We start from the raw sequence: 20914 nt of genomic DNA on the forward strand, positions 1-20914 counted from the left end.
GTTGGCAAGCCAACCACAGCCACCCGGAACCCAGGCCGCCCATTTTCCAGATGGCAAGCCCGCCCGGGCGTCGAAGGCATACGCGGCCCGGCCTTCCCGATCTCGCGAGTCTTGGAAGCCCGATCCCGGGCGGATAAGATGGAACGTCCCGCGATCCGAATCCCGAAGTTCCTCCGACCCGGATGCCGCCCATGTCCTCCGACCAGACCGCACCGTCGATGCGTTCCGATACGATCAAGAAGGGGGACTCCCGCGCCGGGCACCGCAGCCTCTTGCGGGCGACCGGGGTCGGCGAGGGGGACTGGAACAAGCCGTTCATCGCGATCTGCAACAGCCACGTCGACATCATCCCCGGCCACGTCCACCTGCAGGAGGTGGGCAACTACGTGAAGGAATGCGTCCGCGCCGCCGGCGGCGTGCCGTTCCTGTTCAACACGATCGGGGTGGATGACGGCATCGCCATGGGCCACTCGGGGATGAAATACTCCCTGCCCTCGCGCGAGATCATCGCCGACAGCGTCGAGACGATGATCGAGGCCCACCGCTTCGACGGGATGATCTGCATCCCCAACTGCGACAAGATCGTGCCCGGCATGTTCATGGGGGCGATGCGGGTCAACATCCCGACCCTGTTCGTCTCCGGCGGGCCGATGGAGGCGGGCAAGACCGAGGACGGCAAGCCGATCGACCTGATCGACGCCTTCGTCGCCGGGGCCAAGCGGCAGAACGGCACGATCACCGCCGAGGAACTCGACGCGATCGAGAAGGCCGCCTGCCCCACCTGCGGCAGCTGTTCGGGGATGTTCACCGCCAACAGCATGAACTGCCTGGCCGAGGCCCTGGGTATGGGCCTGCCCGGCAACGGGACGATTCTGGCCACCTCCGCCGACCGCAAGGCCCTGTACAAGGCCGCCTCCGAGCGGATCGTGGCGATGGCCAAGGACTTCGGCCGTCTGGGCGAAGGGCACGGCATCCTCCCGCGCGAGATCGCCACCAAGGCGGCATTCGACAACGCGATGATCCTGGACATGGCCATGGGCGGCAGCACCAACACCGTGCTGCACATCCTGGCCATCGCCTACGAGGCCGGCGTCCCGTTCACCCTGGACCGGATCGCCGAGCTGTCGGCCCAGACGCCCAACATCTGCAAGGTCGCCCCGTCCAGCAGCTACCACATCGAGGACGTGGCCCGCGCCGGGGGCATCCACGCGATCCTGGGCGAGATCGCCCGGGGCAAGCCGGGCCTCCTGGACCTGACCTGCTCGACGGTGACCGGCAAGACCCTGGGCGAGAACATCGCCGAGCACGACATCCGGGGCCACACCGCCAGCCAGACGGCCCACGCCATGACCCGGGTCCGGCCCGGCGGAGAGCGGACCACCCGCGCCTGGACGGTCCCGAGCGTGGTGGCCGAGGGGCGCTCCCAGGTGGCCGGCGTCGCGCTGCTGGACGCCGAGGGGGAGGATGAGCCGGTTGCGGGCGGCGGCAACGGCAACGGCCTGCCCCCCGCCGGCGGCGACGGCTTCGACCCCTACGACGTGATCCGCACCTGCGAGAACGCCTATTCGCAGGAGGGCGGGCTGGCGGTGCTCCGCGGCAACCTCGCCCCCGAAGGGGCCGTGGTCAAGACGGCCGGCGTCGACCCCAAGATGCTGGTCCACAGCGGCCCGGCGGTGATCTTCGAGAACGAGGAGGACGCTTATAACGGCATCGTCTTCGGCAAGGTCAAGGCCGGCGACGTGGTCATCGTCCGCAACGAAGGGCCCAAGGGCGGCCCCGGCATGCAGGAGATGCTGGCGCCGACCACCGCCATCAAGGGCGTCGGGCTGGGCGACAAGTGCGCCCTGATCACCGACGGCCGGTTCTCCGGCGGGACCGCCGGGGCCTCGATCGGCCACGTCAGCCCCGAGGCGGCCGTGGGCGGCCCGATCGGCCTGCTGGAACCGGGCGACATCATCGACATCGACATCTACGGCGGAAAGCTCGCCGTCCGGCTCTCCGACGAGGAACTCGCCGCCCGGAAGGCCAAATGGGTCAAGCCCAAGCCCCGGTATACCAAGGGCTACCTCGGCAAGTACGCCGCCATGGCCACCAGCGCCCACACCGGCGCCATCCTCCAGTGGGACTGATCCACCACCCGCGTTGTTGAGATCCCAACCGGGGGAGGGCCCGGGGCGTCGGCGATGTCCGGCCCCGGCCCTCCCCCGATTCGTTGCCGAATCGCCACATCTGCCCCGGATCCCTTGCGCATTCGGCACATCGCCGAAGAATCTCAGTGTTGCCCGTATCGTCCGATCTCGCCCCGTGCTATTCTGGCCGATGACCTTTCTCTGCGGCCCTCCTCGGCCGCCGATGTCTGCCCGTCCGCGGTCGTCCTGATCGCGGGCTTTCGTCGCCTTTTAATGCGTTGATCCATCGATGCGCCTCCGGGGGACCCGTCCAGGATCCCGATGGGCACGTCGTGCCCCGTCAGGAAGGACCCATCCGGATGAGGATCGTGTTTGCGCGGGCCGCCCGACTCCTCGCCGTTTCGTGCGCCCTGGCCGGCGTCCCGGCCGTCGCGGCCGAGCTATTCATCCCCACCTACTCCCGCGACGTGGCCCCGATCCTCCGAGAGAAATGCCAGGAATGCCACCAGGCCGGCCAGGTCGGGCCGTTCCCGCTGGTGACCTACGAGCATGCCCGCAAGCGGGCCGACGACCTGGCCGCGGTGGTCCAGGACCGGCGCATGCCCCCGTGGAAGCCGGAGCCGGGATTCGGCCCGAAGCTCCGCCACGACCGGTCGCTCTCCCCGGCCGAGGTCGCCACGATCTCCCGCTGGGCCGAGTCGGGCGCACTCCCGGGCGAGGCGTGCCAGGCCCCGGCCGCCCGCCCGATCGTCGACGACTGGGCCCTGGGGACGCCGGACCTGGTGCTGGAGCCGTCGGAGTCCTACACCGTCCCCGCCACCGGGGCCGACTTCTACCGCTGCTTCGTGATACCGACCAACCTCCCGGACGACGTCTACGTGTCGGCCATCGAGTACCGGCCGGGCAATCGCCGGGTCGTCCACCACCTGATGTCGTTCGTCGAGACCGCCGGCGCCGGCCGGGCCCGCGACAAGGCCGACCCCGGGCCGGGCTACGAGAGCTACGCGAACGCAGGGGTCGAGATCATCGGCGACCTCGGCGGCTGGGCGCCCGGCAACGAGCCCGCCCGGCTCCCGGAGGGGGTGGGCCGCTCGCTGCCCCGCAAGGCCGACGTGATCCTCCTGGTCCACTATCACCCGGTCGGCAAGCCCGAGGTCGACCGCACCCGGATCGGCCTCCACTTCTCGCGGAAGCCGGTCCGGCAGACCCTCCAGTGGAAGGGGGTGATGAGCCAGGACATCCGCCTCCCGGCCGGCGAGGCCGACGTCAAGGTCAAGGCGAAATGGTTCGTCCCGGTCGACGTCGAACTGCTGGCCGTCGCCCCCCACATGCACCAACTCGGGCGCGACATGACGATTACCGCCACCCTGCCCGACAATCGCGTCGTCAACCTGCTTCACATCGCCGACTGGGACCCCGACTGGCAGGGGACCTACACCTACGAGGCCCCGCTGCACCTGCCCAAAGGCTCGACTATCCACGTCGTCGGCCGGTTCGACAACACGAATCGGCCGGGCAACCCCAACCGCCCGCCCAAGCTGGTCAAATTCGGCCTCGGCTCCGCCGACGAGATGTGCGTCGCCTACCTTGCCGTCGTCAAGACGGGCCAGGACCTCACCCGGCCCGGCGAGCCCGACGACCTCTTCGAGATTTTCGCCGACCAGCATCGGCGAGGCATGAGGCGGGAATTGATCAGCCGCCGCCGCCACTGATCTCGCCGAGACGCCGTCCGGACAACCCCCTTGCGGCGGCGGGCCAACTTCAATACACTTGGACCCGCAAGCCAGGAGCCCGGGCGGCTAACTCAGCGGTTAGAGTGCCATCCTCACACGGTGGAAGTCGCTGGTTCGAATCCAGCGCCGCCCATAGACTTACGAAAAGCCTGGTACGGGATCCGGTCTCGTCATCCCGTCCAGCATCGAAAGAATCGCCCCGTCTTTTCCCCCGAGGAGACGGGGCGACTTCGTCTGGTGGCGAACCATCCCCCGGCGGTAGGATCAGTCCGGGGCACGACGCCGCGTCGCTTGCGGGTGGGCGTGGAGAATCGGCCGATTGCGATCAGGCCGCCTGGTGGGAGATCGGGCCCCATCTCAACCGAGGATCATCGGCGATGATGTCCCCTGGTTCGGCATGGCGACGGCGCATCGTCCGGTCGTTGCGGATCGCCGGTTATCTCCTGGCGGCGTGGTTGCTCGTGTCCTGGGCGGTCGCCTATCGGCTCACCCATCGCAGTCGGGCTCCGTTCCCCGAGACAGCGCCCGCCGTCGCCTGGGGTGCCTACGAGTCGCATCGGCTCTCGACCGGAGACGGTCACGAGATCGGTGCCTGGTATGCTCAGGGGAGGGAGGATGCTCCGTCCATCCTGCTGCTCCACGGCAACAAGGGGAGCCGCTGGAATTGCCTGGATCGTGCCGAGTTGCTGGGGAAGGAAGGATGTTCGGCGCTGCTGATCTCGCTCCGGGCTCACGGCGATTCGACCGGCGATTACAACGACATCGGCTACGGCGCCCGGGGTGATGTCGTCGCCGCCGTCGAGTTCCTGGAACACCGTCGCCCCGGCAAGCCGATCGTGATTCTGGGCACCTCGCTGGGCGGGGCGGCCGCCCTGTTCGCCGCCGGGGAACTCGGCCACCGGGTCTCCGGTTATATCCTGGAGAGCCCGTATCGCGACCTCCGGGTCGCCGTCCGGAACCGGACCGAGAACGAGTTGCCGCCGCTCCTCGACTGGATCGCCTACCGGGGGTTGCTGACCGTGGCCCCGCTGGTCCTGCCGCACCTGGATCGGATCTCGCCGCACGAGGCGATCGGCGACGTTCCGGGCGACGTGCCGGTCCTGATCCTGGCGGGCGACGACGACCTGATGGCACGCCGCGACGAGGCGGAAGCCCTTTTCGACCGCGTGCGGTCGCACGGCGATTTGCTGAACTTCCCGAACGCGGGCCACCTCGGGATGATGGCGACCGACCCGGTGCGATACCGCCGTGCGGTGCTCGACTTTATCGGGCGATGCTCCGCCCCGGAGCCGCGATCGGGCCGCGGCGGGTGATCGGGATGGGCTGCGAGGACGGCTCCGGCTCGCTTGGGACGATGCCCCGGGTGGCGGGAGTCATCGCCCGATCGGCGTCATGTCCGGTCGCGCCCAGGCTCGCCGATGCGTTGACGATGTGAGGCGCCGGGATCTGGATCAGATCGATCGGGTCGCGAGGAATCGTGCTTGAAGCCGCCCAGGCCATCCCGACGATGGCGCCGGCCGACCTCGCGGTCACCCCGTTACGCGGCGATCGATCGGTCATCCGCGGGCGCCCGAGGATGCCGATCGGCGTCCCGGGCCCGAGTTCATCGCCTCCGGCGGAAGGCGAGGAACGAGGTCGTGTCCCGCGTGGTCACCGCCCCGCCCACGGTCTGCACCGCGTCGCGGGACAAGAGCGAGCCGACCGGCTCCCATCCCTGGCGAGCCTGCTCGTTCAGCGTCCTTTCGAGGATCGCGGCTCGCTGTTCGTCGGTCCGCCGCTCACCCGGGTTGAACGAGACGACCGCGACCTTGTATTCCCACGTGGCGTCGTCTCGCGGCTTCTGGGCCACGGCCCGGGGGAGACGCATCGTCGAGCCCAGCCCCAGGCCGAAGGCCCCGACGGCGACGAGCGCGATCCATGTCCTGGACTTCATGAGTTCGATCCTTGGTTGGGTCAGGCAGCTAGGGTTTCCGGGACCTGATCGATCCGGGACGGCGGCCTTCGGCATGCTGCAAGCCCTCGCCCCAGATCAAGCAAGCTCGGCCAGCAGCCGCTCCACTGGTGAGAGCCATTGAACTCATCATCGCCGATGATCAGTCCCGTGCGCTCGACGCGGAATCGATCAACCTCGCGCCGAAGGCCGGGGTTGTCGACGATGGCGATGCACCACATCCGGCCCAGGTCATCCGGAGGAGTGGAGATGATACAAGATGCCAGCCCCTCCGTTCGTAGCTCCAAGGGTTCGCCTCTCGTTCGCATGACAGGGGCTGTGTCGATGGGACCCGGCCGGGGGGGCGATGGCGGTGGGCATAAGGCCCGTCACCCCGAGCGGAGCCTGCCCCGGACGACATCCTCGCATCGGCACCCGCCCCGTGCTAGTGGTTCCCCTCGCCCGCCTCGGCCCTCGACCGACGTCCGACCCCCCCGGCTGGCGTCGAGGTCGAGGCCGGCCCCGCCAAGGGGGACACCTCTCCGGGTCGTCGCCACTTTCGGGATCGACCCGGATGCATTCGCGATCGCGAATGATACGATGGTGCCGGCCGGCGCGGGCGTCCGGGCCGATCCATCCCCTTCCCTGGGAGAGCGTCATGGCGAAGACGATGATGGCGGCCGTGGCCCGCGGGTTCGGACGGCCCCTGGAGGTGGAGAGCATCCCGGTCCCCGAGCCCGGGGCCGGCCAGATCCTGGTCAAGATCGAGGCGACCGGCGTCTGCCACACCGACCTCCACGCGATCGACGGGGACTGGCCGGTCAAGCCGAGGCTGCCGCTGATCCCAGGCCACGAGGGGGTGGGCCGCGTCGCGGGCGTCGGGGCCGGGGTGAAGCACGTCAAGGATGGGGATCGGGTCGGGATCCCCTGGCTCCACACGGCCTGCGGCCGCTGCGACCATTGCTGGACCGGCTGGGAAACCCTCTGCCTCGCCCAGGAGAACACCGGCTATTCGGTGAACGGCACGTTCGCCGAGTATGCCCTGGCCGACCCCGATTACGTCGGCGAGGTCCCCGAGGAGGCCGACCCGACCCAGGTCGCGCCGGTGCTGTGCGCCGGCGTGACGGTCTACAAGGGTCTGAAGCTGACCGACGCGAAGCCCGGGCAATGGGTCGTCATCTCGGGGATCGGCGGGCTGGGGCACATGGCCGTGCAGTACGCGGCCCTCATGGGCTATCGCGTCGCGGCGGTGGACGTGGACGAGGCGAAGCTCGCCCTCGCCCGGCGGCTCGGCGCCTCGGTGGCGGTCAACGCCGCCGAGGTCGATCCGGTGGCCTTCCTGAAGCGAGAGATCGGCGGGGGCCACGGGGTCCTGGTGACGGCCGTCTCCACCTCGGCGTTCGAGCAGGCGGTGGGGATGGTCCGCCGGGGCGGGACGGTCGTCCTGACCGGCCTGCCGCCCGGGACCTTCCCGCTCTCGATCTTCGGGATGGTGCTGGACGGGATCACGGTCCGCGGGTCGATCGTCGGCACCCGGCTCGACCTCCGGGAAGCCATCGCGCTGGCCGGCGAGGGCAAGGTGCGGGCGAACGTCCGGACGGAGAAGCTCGAAGCCATCAATGACGTCTTCGACAGGATGAGGCGAGGTCAGATCGAGGGCCGGATCGTGCTCGACCTCCGGTGATGAGTCGGGACCGGGGCGAGGCGATGTTGTCGGCCGGTCGCCCCGATCGCGGGCCGGATGTGGGCCGGGAGGAGCACACAGATGCGTGCGATGCTGCTCAGCAAGATCGGCCCGATCGGGGCCAACCCGACGCCGCTCCAGCAGGCCGACTGGTCCGACCCGTCCCCGGCGGAGGGCGAGATCCTGATCCGCGTCTCCGCCTGCGGCGTGTGCCATACCGAGCTGGATGAGATCGAGGGGCGGACCCCGCCGCCGCGCCTCCCGATCATCCCCGGCCACCAGGTGGTCGGCCAGGTCGAGGCGTTGGGCCGGGGGGCGGAGGGGTTCCGGGTCGGCGATCGCGTCGGCGTCGCCTGGATTTTCTCGGCGTGCGGGATTTGTCCGCACTGCCGGGGCGGCGAGGAGAACCTCTGCGAACGCTTTCGGGCGACCGGACGCGACGCCCACGGCGGCTATGCCGAGCGGATGACGGCGCCCGCCGCTTTCGCCCACGCGATCCCCGGGGCCCTCTCGGATGCGGAGGCCGCCCCCCTCCTGTGCGCGGGGGCGATCGGTTACCGCTCGCTGAGGCTGACCGGGCTGGTGGACGGCCAGTCCCTGGGGCTGACCGGGTTCGGCGGCTCGGCGCACCTGGTCCTCAAGCTGGTGCGCCACCGGTTCCCCAGGACCCGGACCTTCGTCTTCGCCCGGGGCGAGGCGGAACGCGCGTTCGCCCGCGAACTGGGGGCGAGCTGGGCGGGCGGCATCTCCGAACCGGCCCCCGAGCCTCTGCATGCGATCATCGACACGACCCCGGCGTGGCTGCCCATCGTCTCCGCGCTGGAGAACCTCGCGCCCGGCGGGAGGCTGGTCATCAACGCGATCCGCAAGGAGGATTCGGACAAGGAAGCCCTGCTCGGGCTCGATTACCCCCGGCATCTCTGGCTGGAGAAGGAGATCAAGAGCGTCGCCAACGTCGCCCGGGCCGATGTCCGCGAATTCCTCCGATTGGCGGCCGAGATCCCGATCCGGCCCGAGGTGCAGGAATTCGCGCTGGAGGATGCCAATCGGGCCCTGGTCGAGTTGAAGGGCGGGCAGATCCGCGGGGCCAAGATCCTGAGGGTGGGCCGCCCCGAGGCGGGTTGAGGGCGGGTCATCATCATCTTCCCCCGATCCGGGGCCGAGAACGACCCAGGAGGACCAGACCATGAAGCGATTCGCCCAGGAACTGGAAGGCCTCACCGCCGAGATCATCGATCTCGCGATGGTGGTCATTGCGGCCGTCCGCGACGCGGTGAGGGCGCTGGAAGAAGGCCGGCCCGACCTGGCCCGCCGCGTGATCGAGGAGGACGCGGCGATCGACCGCGAGGAGGTCCGGATCGAGGAGGCGTGCATCCGGATCCTGGTCCTCTCCACACCGGCGGCCGGCGACCTCCGGCGGGTCATCGCCGCCCTGAAGATCAACACGGACCTGGAGCGGATCGGGGACCTGGGCGTCGACATCGCCGAGCAGGCGCTGGCCCTCGCCCGGTCGCCGGGCGGGCTGGAGATCCCCGGGGCCCTCCGCGCGATGGCGGATCGGGCCCTTCAAATGGTCGGAGACGGGCTCAACTCCTTCGTGGGCTCCGACGTCATGCTGGCCCGGAGCGTCCTGGCGATGGACGACGAGGTCGACCGGCTCGACCGGATCATCCGGGAGGAGATGGCGGTGATGATCCGGGCGGATCCCGGTCGCATCGAGGCGGCCCTCGGCCTGGCCTCGGTGGCGCGTCACCTCGAGCGGATCGCAGATCATGCGACCAACATCGCCGAGGATGTGGTCTACCTCCGGGACGGCGAGATCGTCCGCCACCTCCACGAGCCGGGGGCCGGGCCGGGATGACTGCGATTGCGGGACCGGTCGATGGGCCGGCCCCCGCATCCCGCCTGCGTTCGGGATCGATTCCGTGGGCGAGGTCGCCGTCCCGGGCGATCGGGGCCGGGCTCATCGGCGCGACCGACCCCGGCGCCTGAATCTGCCCGGGGGGTTGCCCGAGCGGCGGCATGCGATGAAGATAAGCATTCCTTGTGCAGATCGGGGGCGCGTGCCCCGGCCGAGTCCGACGGCCGGATCCGAGAGGAGCCGATCCGGCAGGCCCGGTCGCCGCGACGTCGCCGATCCTCCGACACGCGATGGATCGCGTCGGTTGCACGAGCCGGCCCGCGGCGCGAACCTCCCCGGGCGGGATCCTGGATGACGCCGGGTGGATATCGGAATATGATTGAATCGCCTGGGTTGGTCGTCGGTGGCGGTCGAAAACAAGGGGTGCCACTCCATGCTGCGTTCGATCCTGGTCGGCCTCGATGGGTCCGATAACGGCGATTCCGCCCTGGAACTGGCCATCCGATGGGCCAGGCGATCCGACGCCCTGCTGGTCGGCATGGGCTGCATCGACGAGCCGGGCCTCCACGGGGTGGAGGAATTCCTGGTGGGCGAGGTGTACTTCGAACGCCTCAACGCGGAACTCCTGGCCGAGATCCGGGCCCGGGTCCAGGGCACCCTGTCGCGGGCCGCGCTCCGTTGCGCGGAGGCGGGCGTGGCATTCAAGCCGCTCGAAGACGTCGGCACCCCGCACGCCCGCATCCGCGAGGAGGCGCAACGCTTCGACCTGATCATGCTCGGCCAGAAGACCCACTTCCGGTTCGGTTGGGAGGGCGAGCCCGACACCACGCTCGCCAGCGTCCTGGCCGACAGCCCCCGGCCCGTGGTGGCCGTGCCGGGCGAGCTGGGCGACGGCGAATCGGTCATGGTTGCCTACGACGGCAGCCTCCAGGCCTCCCGCGCCGTCGCGGCCTTCCGGGCGTCCGGGCTCGGCCAGGGGCGAGAGATCCGCGTCGTGAGCGTCTCCGAGGCGAGGATCGACGCCGCGCGTCGGGCCGATCGCGCGGTCGAATATCTCAAGTCGCACGGGCTCGACGCGGTCGCCGACCCGGTGGAATCCGGCCGCCGGCCGGCGGACGTGCTTCTGGAGAAGATCCGGCCCCAGGACGTCGGCCTCCTCGTGATGGGGGCCTACGGCCAGCCGGCCCTCCGCGAGTTCTTCATCGGATCGGCCACCCGGTCGATGATGGGACGCAGCCCGGTTCCGATGTTCCTGTATCATTGACGGGCCGCCCGCGCCCGGCCGGGGTCGATCCGGCGGCCCGGGCCGCGTCGCACCCGGGGAGTTCGCGATGGAACTCGATGACCTGATCGCGGCCCTCTCGGATCCGGCCGCCTATCCCGACCCCGTCGACGCGGTGGAAGTGCATCAGACCCACATCTCGGTCGTCTTCCTCGCCGGCCCCCACGCCTACAAGATCAAGAAGCCCCTCGACCTGGGTTTCCTCGACTACAGCACCCTGGAGAAGCGGCGCTTCTTCTGCGAACGCGAGGTCGCCCTGAATCGCCGCCTGGCGCCCTCGGTCTACCTCGGTGTCCTGCCGGTGGTCCGCCGGGGGGCGAAGCTCGCCTTCGGAGGCCCGGGCGACGCGGTCGAGTGGGCGGTGGAGATGATCCGCCTGTCCGAAGGGGACACGCTCCGGGAACGGGTCCGTCGCGACGAGATCGGCCCGCCGCAGGTGGAGGACCTGGCGGCCCGCGTCGCCGCATTCCACGCGGACGCCGCGTCCGGCCCGGACATCTCGGCCGGCGGGCGATTCGACGTGGTCGCCGGGAACGCCCGCGAGAACTTCGAGCAGGCCGCGCGGCACGCGGGCGTCACGGTCGCCCGGCCGGTGTTCGAGAGGGTACGGGCGCTGACCGAGGAGGCCCTGGCCCGGCTCCGGCCCGTCATCGAGTCGCGGGCCGCGCGGGATGTCCCGCGCGACACGCATGGGGACCTGAGGCTCGGCCACGTCTATCTCTATCCAGGACGCCGCCCGCCCGACGACCTGGCGATCGTGGACTGCATCGAGTTCTCCGATCGATATCGCCACGCCGATCCGGTGGCCGACATGGCCTTCCTCGTCATGGACTTCGCCCGGGCCGGCCGGGGGGACCTGGGGGCGGCCTTCGCGGGGGCCTACTTCCGGGCCTCGGGCGACGCCGAGGGCCGTGCGCTTCTGCCCTTCTACTCCGCGTACCGGGCCGTCGTGAAGGCCAAGGTCGAGGGCCTGAAGCACGAAGAAGGCGAGATCCCGGCCGCCGATCGTGCGCTCGCCCTGGAGAAGGCCCGCGCCTGCTGGCTCCTGGCGCTGGGGGAACTGGAGGCCCCGGGCCGTCGCCCCGGCCTCGTGCTGGTCGGCGGGCTCCCCGGCACCGGCAAGTCCACCCTGGCCCGAGCCCTGGCCGACCGCTCGGGGTTCGCCGTGATCCGCTCGGACGTCGTCCGCAAGGAACTGGCCGGGCTGGCCGGGGGAGACTCGGCGCGAGCCGGATATGGGGAGGGGATCTACGGCCGGGAGTGGGGGGAACGCACCTACGCCGAGTGCTCGCGGAGGGCCGGGGCGCTCCTCCTGGAGGGGGAGCGGGTCGTGGTCGACGCGAGCTTCGGCCGGGAGGAGGATCGGCGGCGCTTCCTCGACCTGGCGACGAGCCTGGGCGTCCCGGCGGTCTTCCTCCTCTGTCGGGCGGATCCGGACGTGGCCCGGGAACGGATCCGGGGCCGCCGGGGTGATGCCTCCGACGCGGATTGGTCGATCCACCTCGCGGCCGCCTCGCACTGGGAGGAGGTGGGCTCCGCCACGCGGAGGGCGACGCGGGAGATCGACGCCGGAGGGACGCGTGAAGCGGCGATCTCCGTCGCCCTCGACGCACTCCGGGAATTCGGGATCGAGGATTGATCGATGGATGATTCTCGGTCGGGGGGCCCGCCCGCGAAGGCGGGCCGCCTCCAGGCGATGATCGCGGGCCTCTCGCTGGCGGCGATCGCGCTGCATCTCCTGATCCGCTTCGGCGTCCATGCCGGCGGCGATTTCCTCGGGATCTCGTTCGAGACCCTGCCCCTGGCCATCTGCCTGGTCCTGGGCGGCGGCCCGCTCCTCCTCGAACTGCTGGGGAAGCTGATCCGGCTCGATTTCGGGTCCGACCTCCTGGCCGGGATCTCGATCGTCACCTCGGTCCTCCTCGGCGAGTACCTGGCCGGCTGCCTGGTCGTCCTCATGCTGTCGGGGGGCGAGGCCCTGGAAGGGTATGCCGTCCGCAGCGCCTCGTCCGTCCTGGACGCCCTGGCCCGGCGCATGCCTTCGCAGGCGCACCGGAAGCGGGGCGATGGGATCATCGACGTCCCGCTGGACGAAGTCGCCATCGGCGACGAGTTGGTCGTCCTCCCGCACGAGATCTGCCCGGTCGACGGCTCGGTCATCGAGGGCCGTGGGTCGATGGACGAGTCGTTCCTGACGGGCGAGCCGTATCGGATGTCCAAGGTGCCCGGCTCGGCCGTGCTCTCCGGGGCCATCAACGGCGACGCTGCACTCACCATCAAGGCGGAGAAGCTCGCGGTGGACTCGCGCTACGCCCGGATCATGGGGGTGATGCGCGGCTCGGAGCAGCGACGGCCCCGCCTGCGTCGCCTCGGCGATCGCCTGGGCACGATCTATACGCCGGTGGCCATCGCCATTGCCCTGGCCGCCTGGGCGGCGAGCGGGGAGCCGATCCGGTTCCTGGCCGTACTGGTGGTCGCCACCCCCTGCCCGCTCCTCATCGCCATCCCGGTCGCGATCATCGGCGCGATTTCGCTGGCGGCCCGGCGAGGGATCATCATCAAGGATCCGGCCGTCCTCGAAACGATCGAGACCTGTCGCACCGCCATCTTCGACAAGACCGGGACGCTGACCTACGGCAGGCCGAGGCTCACCGAGGTCATCCCCCGGCCCGGGCTCGACGAGGGCGAACTGCTCGGGCTGGTCGCCAGCCTGGAGCGATACTCCAAGCACCCCCTGGCGGGCGCGGTCCTGGAGCGGGCCCGCGCGGCCGGGGCGACGCTCCGCGAGGTCGACCAGGCGGAGGAACGGCCGGGCGAGGGGCTGGCGGGGATGCTCGGCGGGAGGAGGGTCCGGATCACCGGCCGCAAGAAACTGATCGCGCAAGACCCGCAGGTCGAGCGAGAGTTGCCCCCGAGCGTCGGCGGACTGGAGTGCGTCTGCCTGATCGACGACCGCTACGCGGGCACGCTGCGTTTCCGCGACGAGCCGAGGCCCGGCGGGGCCGGGTTCATCCGCCACCTGGGGCCGCGGCACCACCTCGAACGCGTGATGCTGGTCACCGGGGACCGCGAGTCGGAGGCGCGGTATCTGGCCGAACGGGTCGGGATCTCGGAGGTCCTCGCCGACCAGACCCCCGAGCAGAAGCTGGAACTCGTCCGCCGGGAGACGCAGAAAGCCAGGACGGTGTTCCTGGGGGACGGCATCAACGACGCCCCGGCCCTGACCGCCGCGACGGTCGGGATCGCCCTCGGCCAGAACAGCGACATCGTCGCCGAGGCCGCCGGGGCCGTGATCCTGGACAGTTCGCTCGCGAAGATCGACGAATTCTTCCATATCAGCCGGCGTCTGCGAGCCATCGCGCTGCAAAGCGCCATCGGCGGCATGTCGCTGAGCCTGATCGGCATGGCGATCGCCGCGGCCGGATATCTGCCGCCGGTGGCCGGGGCCATCGCGCAGGAGGTGATCGACGTGCTCGCGGTGGTCAATGCGCTGCGGATGGCCATCCCGCCGCGGACGCTCACGGACTATGAATCGGCCCCGGCGGCGTCGGCCTGAGCGAGTCGTCGTTCGGCAAGCGGCGGGGATTCGAGGAGTGTCGCGACAGCCGCAAGAGTGCTCGCGTGGAGATTCGCTCGGTTCGCAAGCTGCACCGCCGCCGGGGGGATTGCTCCCCCCGGCGGACGGCGCCCGGACCGACCTCTTCCCCCCCGGGGAGGCCGGCCTGGCTGCTCCTGGCTCATCGCTTGGGCGTCATGTCGTCGGGCTCGGCCTTGCGGCCCGGCCACGGGGTCGGCATCGACCCGATTGCTCGTCGGCGATAAATTCTCCCGGTGATCCGCCGCCGAGGGGATTGCTCCCCCCGGCGGACGGTGCCCCGGACCGACCTCGTCCCCCCCGGGGAGATCGGCCTGGTTCCTCCTGGCTTTTCACCTGGCGTCATGTCGTCGGCCCCGGCCTTGCGGCCCGGCCACGGGGTCGGCATCGACCCGTTCGCTCGTCGGCGAGATTGTGCTCTCGATGCCTACTATACGGTTCATGGGATCAGCTTGTTCTTTCTCACGCCGTAGAAAATCGTAATCTGTTCGTGCGTGAACCATCGGGGTTGCCCTGGCGGGCGATTCCGCCATGGATCGGGGCGATGGCGACGTGGGGGACGGTGCGGCGGGATCGGTCCGGGCCGGCGTGCAGGGGGCGCCCGCCTCGGCGATCTTCGGGGGACGCGGCCACGGTGCCGGTCGAGTCGGCCTGCACTCCGCGCCGCGCGATCCGGCCGAGCCGATGCCTCACCGCGGCCCGCGACGGCGGTCTCCGGGGGCTTGACCGCGACGATGATCGTGCTTCGGGAGTCCAGGTCCTCTCCCATGACTACTACAACGATCAAGGCACACTTGTGACTCGGGCTCGTCGAGGTTCCGCCGAACCGGGATCCGATGATCGCATCCCGGGGCCCCTTCGCGCCAGTATCGTCTCCCGAATGCACGCGATCAACCGATCAGGGCCGGGCGTCGCCGGAGCGCGGGCATCATCGCCAAAGGGCGATCGGATTCGACTTGGTGACGAGCTATATGGGAATTGATTCGACCGTCCTGCTATTTTCTTCCGAGATTGGCCCGAGCGTGCGTGAGCTACACCAGGTTGCAGGAGTCTCGGAAATGGCCCGGCGCAAGAGTCCCACCCATCGGATCGCCTTGAAAGCATCCATTTCTGAACGCCTGCGGGAGATCCGCCAGGAACTCTTCGGGGATCGCGGCGGGCCCGAACTGGCCCGGCGGCTCAACCTGCCCGTGCGCGTGTGGTACAACTACGAGTCCGGGGTGACCGTGCCCGCCGAGGTCCTGCTCGAATTCATCGAAATGACGGGGGCCAGCCCGGTCTGGCTGCTCACCGGCGAGGGCCCGAAATACAACGGCCCCGCCGAAGGCAAGCAGGACGGAGAACTCGCTCCGATCGAGTTGCTGCGCCGGGGGCTGGAGAGGCTGGAGGCCACCCTCGGACGGGAACGACCCGACGCGGGGACGCCGCCCGATTACGTGCCGATCCGCCTGTTCCCCCTGGGATCGCTCGTCGACGACATCCCCGACGACTCGGGCGGCGAGGGCGAGGTCCTGGCCACGCGCGACTGGATCGCCAACCCCGAGCGGACCATCGCCGTCCGCATGACCGACGACTCCATGCACCCGATGCTCGCCGAAGGCTCGATCGTGGCGATCGACCTGTCCGCGACCGACCCGCGCGTGCTCCAGGGGCAGATCGTGGCGGCCCGCCCCGGCGGAGTCCCCCTGATCCGCTGGTTCGACCGATCGGGCGGCCATCTGATCTTCCGCCCGAACCAGCCGGGCCGGGAATTCCCCGCGATCCCGATCGAGAGCAACAATGGCGGCCCTTCCCCCCTCATCGGGGCCGTCGTCTTCTCGTGGAATCGGATCGGCCCGGTCTGAGGCCGGGCCCGGGAGCCCCTTGCCCCGCGATGGCTTTGCGATGTAAAGTTTGTCCGGGCGGGCCGCGGGCCCGTCGCGGGGGGCGGAGGCGGAGGGCAGGCCCATGGCGACGCGCGACTGGCCGATGCTGGGCCCGGTCTTCGCCCAGGAATGGCGTGCGGCCTCGCGGGCCTGGCAGGGGTATGCGCTGCGGTCGCTGCTGGTCCTGCTCCTCCTGCTGGGTCTGTCGGGCGTCTGGCTGGATCAGCAGGACACATCGGAGGACCTGTCGATCCGCCAGTGGGCGGAGATCGGGCGGGAGTTCTACGCCGCGACGTCGCTGATCCTGCTCGGGCTGGTCGGCCTGGCGGCGCCGGCGGCGACGGCCGGTGCGATCTGCGTGGACAAGGCCCGGGGGAACCTGGCCCTGCTGCTCGCGACCGACCTGACCGCCCGCGAGATCGTCCTGGGAAAGCTGGCGGGCCGACTGGTGCCGGTGCTCGGCCTGATCGCCTGCGCCGCCCCGGTCCTGGCGCTGGCCACCCCGTTCGGCGGCGTCGATCCGGCCTTGCTGGTCGGGGCGATGCTGGTCTGCCTGGCCTGCGGCGTCTTCGGCTGCAGCCTGGCCCTGGCCCTGTCGGTCTGGGGGAAGAAGACCCACGAGGTGCTGCTGGCGACCTACGCCTTCGGGATCGCCTGGCTGGTGGCGGCGCCGGCCTGGGCGGGGTTGGCGGCGACGCTGCCCTGGTCGGCACGGCCGTCCTGGATCCCGAACGCCCTGGCCCTGCTGCCCTACAACCCGATCTTCCTGGTGCTCGCGCCGCTGGGGGCCCCGGGCGGGATGGGCCCGGTCGGGCTGGCGGAGCAGGCCCGATTCTGCCTGCTCGGGCTGGCGGCCTCGGCGATCCTGGCCGCGACGGCGACCTGGCGGATCCGGGCGGTCGTCATCCGGCAGTCAGGGGGCGTGGGCCGGCCGGCCCGGGAACGCCGGCTCGGGCGGCGGCTGCCGTCGCCGTCGCTCGACTTCAACCCGGTGCTCTGGCGCGAGTGGCATCGGCGGCGGCCGTCGCGCTGGACGGTCTTCATCTGGGGCCTTTATGGGCTGGCCTCCGGGGGAGCCAGTTCCTGGGCAATCTTCGACGCACTCCGAGGCGCCGGGATGATCGCCCGCGATCTCGGCGCGGTGCTCAACGGCTTCCAGGCGTCGGCCGGCCTGCTATTGCTGAGCGTGTCGGCCGCCACCAGCCTGGCCGAGGAACGCCAGCGAGGCAGCCTGGACGTGCTCCTGACCACGCCGCTGACGACGCGGTCGATCGTCCTGGGCAAATGGTGGGGGGCCTTCCGCGGCGTCCTGCCGCTGGCGGTCCTGCCGGTTCTCGTCGCCTCGGCGCTGGCCACGCAGCACACCGGCTTCGCCCTCGGCCCGGCCCTGATCGGCGGGCTGATCCTGGCTTATGGCGCCGCGATCACCAGCCTCGGCCTGGCCCTGGCTACCTGGCTGCCCCGGATGGGCCGGGCCATCGGGCTGACCGCCGGGCTTTATGTCGTCGTGACGGTCGGGGCCATCCCCGCCGGGATGATCCTGTTCGGCGAGGGTTCCGGGACGGCCGGCCCCGGCGTCGCCTCGGCCAGCCCGTTCTGGGGGATCGGCTTCTCCAGCGCCGTCTTCGGCGGGTCGGATGGGTCGAATCACAGGCTGGACCATCAGGCGGCCTGGCTCGCCTTCTGGATCGTCGCCTATGCCCTGATCGCGCTCGGGTTGCTGCTGGCGACCCTGATGACCTTCAACCGTTGCCTCGGCCGGGTGGAGGGGAGGATCGGTCGTCGGTGATCTCGGGCGTCATGCCGGGTCGGGCCCGCATCGACCGGGCATCGCGGGCCCAGAGGGCCAGGAACACCGGGGCCAGCCCCAGGCAGGCCCACTGGTAGCCGGTGAGGCCCCCGGCCAGGCGCGGCTCGGGCCGGATGAACTCGGTCGCGAACCGGTAGGCCAGGTAGCCCAGGATATACAGCTTGATCAACTGGCCCCGGAATAGCCCCCGGCGCTGGAGTGCGGCCAGACCCAGGGCCGCAGCGGCGTGGAAGGCTATCTCGTAGAGTTGGGTCGGGTGGCGGCGGACCCCGTCGCCGAAGTCGACGCCCCAGGGGAGCCGGGTCGCGACCCCGTGGCAGCACCCGGCCGCGAAGCAGCTGAGCCGACCCACCGCCACCGCCCCCGCCACCGGCACGGCGAAGCCGTCGCCGGTCTTCACGCGGACGCCGAGCAGGGCCTTGGCGATCTCGACCCCGAGGTAGCCGCCGACCATCCCGAAGACGATCGTCTTGCCGTTCTCGGCCCAGGCACGGCCGGTGAGCAACCCCTCCCAGTCGGCCAGGGCGAACGGCAGCTTGGCCCCGATCATCGCCCCGCAGAACGCCCCCAGGCCGATCCCCCACCGCTGGCGCGGGTCCAGGCCCGAGGGCTGCGGCGTCCGGCCCCGGAGCAGGATCGCCGTCCCCACCGACGCCATCATGATCAGCGGATAGACCCAGGGGACCGTCGCCCCCATCGCCGAGCCCCCGATCATGGCCCGATCGCGATCGTGGCCGGGTCCTCGACCGCCCCGGCGTCGCGCAGGGCCGGGAGGACGGCATGCCCCTCGCGATACAGGACGTTGTAGGCGCAGAACGGGATGACGTGGCCGCTGGGCAAAACGTGGTGGATGCAGCACTTCATCAGCCGGCGGACGTCGAAGTTGTAGGCATCCAGGAACGACGTGATCGTGATCCGGAACACGTCGGCCTGGGACAACTGCTCGGCCACCGCCTTGCGGAAGAAGTCCGAGGCCGCGTCGGCCGTCGGGTCTCCGTCCCCTTCCGGGAAGCAGCCGATCCCGCACCCGCCGACCCGTTCCAGGTATTGCTCGATCAGCTTGCGGGCCGCGTTCCGCGAGAACAGGATGCCGTTGGCCAGGATGTCCAGGTGCTTGCGGGCGTCGATGAAACGCATGAGCGGGGTGACCGCCCCGCCCGAGCGGAAGGCGTAGGTCAGGCTGTGGCAGTTGGGGTGGGCGCACGGCAGCGGCATGAAGTCGTCTTCGCGGAACATCCCGCCGGTCTGTTCGGCCACGGCCCGGATCACGTCCGGGTAGGTGATCCGCCGCTCCAGCTCCTCGGGCAGGACGTGGCGGCCCGAGTAGGTGGCCGGCTGGAAGCTGATGCCGGTGACCCAGGGCCGCTCGACGCCGAACCGGACGATCGCCCCGACCTCTTGGTCGTTCACCCCCGGCTGGAGGGTGCAGACCAGCGAGGTCTTGATCCCGCGCTTGCCCAATTCCTCCACCGCCTTGAGCTTGGTCTCGACCAGCGGCTCCCCCCGGAGCGTGGCCGAGGCAGCGTCGTCGAAGCCGTCGAACTGGAGGTAGACCTCGACCCGGGGGGCATGGGCGGCGATGGCGTCGAGCATCCGGCCGTCGTGCGCCAGGCGGATCCCGTTGGTGTTGACCATCACGATGTCGATGGGCTGCGCCACGGCGTAGTCCAGCACGCGGAGGAAGTCCGGGTGGATCGTCGGCTCGCCGCCGGAAAGCTGGAGCACCTCGGCCCGGCCCTCGACCTCGACCAGCCGGTCGATCGAGCGGATGCACTCCTCATAGGTGAGGTGCGACCCGCCCGGCCCGCTCGACGCATAGCACATCGGGCATTTGAGGTTGCACGACGAGGTGACTTCCACCAGCCCGATGCAGGTGTGCTGCTCGTGCTCGGTGCAGAGGCCGCAGTCGTAGGGGCAGCCCTTGTCGGGCTCGACGCCGAAGCCGGGCGGGACCTTGCCGGGCAGGCTGTACTGCATCTGGTCGTACAGGGCCACGTCGGAGCAGACGAAGTCCTCGCGGAACCCGTGGGTCGGGCACCTCTTGCGGAAGTAGACCCGCCGCCCCCGGGCGATGATCTTGGCCGGCACCAGCGCCAGGCATTCCGGGCAGAGGCTCTGGGTCGTGCCCAGGAACGTGTGGTCGCGGAGCCGGGCCATCGGTCGTCCCCTTCCCCGGCGCCCGGCCGGGTTACTTCCAGTGGATTTGCGAGTCGTGCCAATTCGCCTCGGCCGTGCGGCGGGATGCAGCCAGCGTGGCGCGGGTGAGCTTGATCCCAACGAAGATCGCCGCCACCCCGCCGGCAACGACGCCGACCACGATATTTTGGCTGACCATTCCGAACGGGAAACAGGTCACCCCGAAGGCGATCACCGACGCGATCAGGATCAGGTAGGACATCACGAAGGTCAGGATGAACGCTAGGGCCAGATCGCCGGCCCGCATCGCCCTTCCGCCGACATCACCCCGGCTGGAGAGCCAGGCCAGCCGGATCGTGGCCGGGATGAGCCCGATCGACAGGCCGATCCCCAGGGCCTCGTCGGCCGCGAAGGCCCCCAGGCCGACCGCGATCACGGCGACGACGATCATCGCCGTGCCGATCCGGAATGTCGGGCGGCGATGGAGGTCGGAAGTCGGCGGGGCGTAGGGGTTCGGGGCCGGGATGGGTCGTCGCGAGGGAAGCGGGCCCGTCGACCCGGGCGACGCCGGGGCGGGCGGCCGTCCGAAGTCATGCCCGCAACCCGAGCACGTCGCGGCGTCCATCGGGTTCAGGGCCCCGCAGCCGATGCAGGCGAACTGGATCTGGTCGGGCTCGGGCTCGGACATGATCGGGACTCCCATCCGGGCCGTATTATCGTCGGCCCGGATGGGCCCGTCCACGGGGCGACCGCCGCCGCCGGGCGATTCGGTCGCGAATCCCGGGCGGATCGGACCGGAGTTCTTCGATAGATCCGCCTTGCCGAGTTCCGCGGAACGGGTATCCTCGCCCGACTCAGCCGGGGCGGTCCATCGGCCCCCCCGGAGCGA

General features: G+C 70.4%; 16 protein-coding genes and 1 tRNA gene. 12 read left to right on the plus strand and 5 right to left on the minus strand.

What is annotated here, in order from left to right:
• Window positions 1-218: 218 nt before the first annotated feature.
• The 4 genes from ilvD (at window position 219) to TA3x_RS03275 (ending at window position 5175) form a co-directional block, all read left to right on the plus strand.
• Window positions 219-2129: a dihydroxy-acid dehydratase gene (ilvD, locus tag TA3x_RS03260; protein WP_435018668.1), complete on the plus strand. Its 1911-nt coding sequence runs from the start codon at window positions 219-221 to the stop codon at window positions 2127-2129.
• Between the two features lie 359 nt (window positions 2130-2488).
• Window positions 2489-3841 (plus strand): hypothetical protein, encoded by a 1353-nt coding sequence (locus tag TA3x_RS03265; protein ID WP_435018669.1) that lies wholly within the window; start codon window positions 2489-2491, stop codon window positions 3839-3841.
• Window positions 3842-3922: 81 nt separating this feature from the next.
• Window positions 3923-3995, plus strand: a tRNA-Val gene (locus tag TA3x_RS03270).
• A gap of 244 nt (window positions 3996-4239) precedes the next feature.
• A complete protein-coding gene (locus TA3x_RS03275) occupies window positions 4240-5175 on the plus strand; it encodes an alpha/beta hydrolase (RefSeq protein WP_435018670.1) in 936 nt (311 codons plus the stop codon).
• Between the two features lie 290 nt (window positions 5176-5465).
• Here TA3x_RS03275 and TA3x_RS03280 read toward each other — a convergent pair whose 3' ends face one another.
• Window positions 5466-5795, minus strand: coding sequence for a hypothetical protein (locus TA3x_RS03280; RefSeq protein WP_435018671.1), 330 nt, complete (start codon window positions 5793-5795; stop codon window positions 5466-5468).
• Window positions 5796-5815: 20 nt separating this feature from the next.
• Window positions 5816-6034: a hypothetical protein gene (locus tag TA3x_RS03285; protein WP_435018672.1), complete on the minus strand. Its 219-nt coding sequence runs from the start codon at window positions 6032-6034 to the stop codon at window positions 5816-5818.
• Between the two features lie 416 nt (window positions 6035-6450).
• Between TA3x_RS03285 and adhP the strand changes: the two genes are divergently transcribed.
• The 8 genes from adhP (at window position 6451) to TA3x_RS03325 (ending at window position 17868) form a co-directional block, all read left to right on the plus strand.
• Entirely contained in the window at window positions 6451-7476 is a 1026-nt protein-coding gene (gene adhP / locus TA3x_RS03290; protein WP_435018673.1) for an alcohol dehydrogenase AdhP, read from the plus strand.
• Between the two features lie 81 nt (window positions 7477-7557).
• Complete coding sequence (locus tag TA3x_RS03295; RefSeq protein ID WP_435018674.1) at window positions 7558-8601, plus strand: zinc-dependent alcohol dehydrogenase family protein; 1044 nt, start codon at window positions 7558-7560, stop codon at window positions 8599-8601.
• Window positions 8602-8662: 61 nt separating this feature from the next.
• On the plus strand, window positions 8663-9337 hold the full coding sequence (gene phoU / locus TA3x_RS03300) for a phosphate signaling complex protein PhoU (RefSeq protein WP_435018675.1): 675 nt from the start codon (window positions 8663-8665) through the stop codon (window positions 9335-9337).
• Window positions 9338-9770: 433 nt separating this feature from the next.
• Window positions 9771-10601, plus strand: a complete 831-nt coding sequence (locus tag TA3x_RS03305; RefSeq protein WP_435018676.1) for a universal stress protein — start codon at window positions 9771-9773, stop codon at window positions 10599-10601.
• 67 nt (window positions 10602-10668) lie between these two features.
• Window positions 10669-12258, plus strand: a complete 1590-nt coding sequence (locus TA3x_RS03310; protein ID WP_435018677.1) for an AAA family ATPase — start codon at window positions 10669-10671, stop codon at window positions 12256-12258.
• Window positions 12259-12261: 3 nt separating this feature from the next.
• On the plus strand, window positions 12262-14175 hold the full coding sequence (locus TA3x_RS03315) for a heavy metal translocating P-type ATPase (protein ID WP_435018678.1): 1914 nt from the start codon (window positions 12262-12264) through the stop codon (window positions 14173-14175).
• A gap of 1097 nt (window positions 14176-15272) precedes the next feature.
• Entirely contained in the window at window positions 15273-16058 is a 786-nt protein-coding gene (locus TA3x_RS03320; protein ID WP_435018679.1) for a S24 family peptidase, read from the plus strand.
• 103 nt (window positions 16059-16161) lie between these two features.
• A complete protein-coding gene (locus tag TA3x_RS03325) occupies window positions 16162-17868 on the plus strand; it encodes an ABC transporter permease (protein ID WP_435018680.1) in 1707 nt (568 codons plus the stop codon).
• On the opposite strand, the gene TA3x_RS03330 is transcribed toward TA3x_RS03325, so the two are convergent.
• Genes TA3x_RS03330 through TA3x_RS03340 form a run of 3 tightly spaced genes read right to left on the minus strand, consistent with a single transcriptional unit; the run spans window position 17822 to window position 20713 of the window.
• Entirely contained in the window at window positions 17822-18604 is a 783-nt protein-coding gene (locus TA3x_RS03330) for a prolipoprotein diacylglyceryl transferase (RefSeq protein ID WP_435018681.1), read from the minus strand. The two genes, TA3x_RS03325 and TA3x_RS03330, sit on opposite strands and share 47 nt — an antisense overlap.
• Window positions 18601-20046, minus strand: coding sequence for a radical SAM protein (locus TA3x_RS03335; RefSeq protein WP_435018682.1), 1446 nt, complete (start codon window positions 20044-20046; stop codon window positions 18601-18603). Before TA3x_RS03335 ends, TA3x_RS03330 begins: the two co-directional genes overlap by 4 nt.
• A 31-nt stretch (window positions 20047-20077) precedes the next feature.
• Entirely contained in the window at window positions 20078-20713 is a 636-nt protein-coding gene (locus tag TA3x_RS03340; RefSeq protein WP_435018683.1) for a hypothetical protein, read from the minus strand.
• Window positions 20714-20914 lie beyond the last annotated feature (201 nt).

The sequence above is a fragment of the Tundrisphaera macrotermitis genome, from assembly GCF_051175315.1.
GTDB lineage: Bacteria > Planctomycetota > Planctomycetia > Isosphaerales > Isosphaeraceae > Tundrisphaera.

What these genes read in the sequence shown, in the direction of transcription:
- TA3x_RS03315 (WP_435018678.1), top strand. Translation starts at nt 12,262, where the DNA reads ATGGATGATTCTCGGTCGGGGGGCCCGCCCGCGAAGGCGGGCCGCCTC.
- TA3x_RS03325 (WP_435018680.1), top strand. Translation starts at nt 16,162, where the DNA reads ATGGCGACGCGCGACTGGCCGATGCTGGGCCCGGTCTTCGCCCAGGAA.
- TA3x_RS03320 (WP_435018679.1), top strand. Translation starts at nt 15,273, where the DNA reads ATGGCCCGGCGCAAGAGTCCCACCCATCGGATCGCCTTGAAAGCATCC.
- TA3x_RS03280 (WP_435018671.1), bottom strand. Translation starts at nt 5,795, where the DNA reads ATGAAGTCCAGGACATGGATCGCGCTCGTCGCCGTCGGGGCCTTCGGC.
- phoU (WP_435018675.1), top strand. Translation starts at nt 8,663, where the DNA reads ATGAAGCGATTCGCCCAGGAACTGGAAGGCCTCACCGCCGAGATCATC.
- TA3x_RS03310 (WP_435018677.1), top strand. Translation starts at nt 10,669, where the DNA reads ATGGAACTCGATGACCTGATCGCGGCCCTCTCGGATCCGGCCGCCTAT.
- TA3x_RS03265 (WP_435018669.1), top strand. Translation starts at nt 2,489, where the DNA reads ATGAGGATCGTGTTTGCGCGGGCCGCCCGACTCCTCGCCGTTTCGTGC.
- TA3x_RS03295 (WP_435018674.1), top strand. Translation starts at nt 7,558, where the DNA reads ATGCGTGCGATGCTGCTCAGCAAGATCGGCCCGATCGGGGCCAACCCG.
- ilvD (WP_435018668.1), top strand. Translation starts at nt 219, where the DNA reads ATGCGTTCCGATACGATCAAGAAGGGGGACTCCCGCGCCGGGCACCGC.
- TA3x_RS03340 (WP_435018683.1), bottom strand. Translation starts at nt 20,713, where the DNA reads ATGTCCGAGCCCGAGCCCGACCAGATCCAGTTCGCCTGCATCGGCTGC.
- TA3x_RS03335 (WP_435018682.1), bottom strand. Translation starts at nt 20,046, where the DNA reads ATGGCCCGGCTCCGCGACCACACGTTCCTGGGCACGACCCAGAGCCTC.
- TA3x_RS03330 (WP_435018681.1), bottom strand. Translation starts at nt 18,604, where the DNA reads ATGATCGGGGGCTCGGCGATGGGGGCGACGGTCCCCTGGGTCTATCCG.
- adhP (WP_435018673.1), top strand. Translation starts at nt 6,451, where the DNA reads ATGGCGAAGACGATGATGGCGGCCGTGGCCCGCGGGTTCGGACGGCCC.
- TA3x_RS03285 (WP_435018672.1), bottom strand. Translation starts at nt 6,034, where the DNA reads ATGTGGTGCATCGCCATCGTCGACAACCCCGGCCTTCGGCGCGAGGTT.
- TA3x_RS03275 (WP_435018670.1), top strand. Translation starts at nt 4,240, where the DNA reads ATGATGTCCCCTGGTTCGGCATGGCGACGGCGCATCGTCCGGTCGTTG.
- TA3x_RS03305 (WP_435018676.1), top strand. Translation starts at nt 9,771, where the DNA reads ATGCTGCGTTCGATCCTGGTCGGCCTCGATGGGTCCGATAACGGCGAT.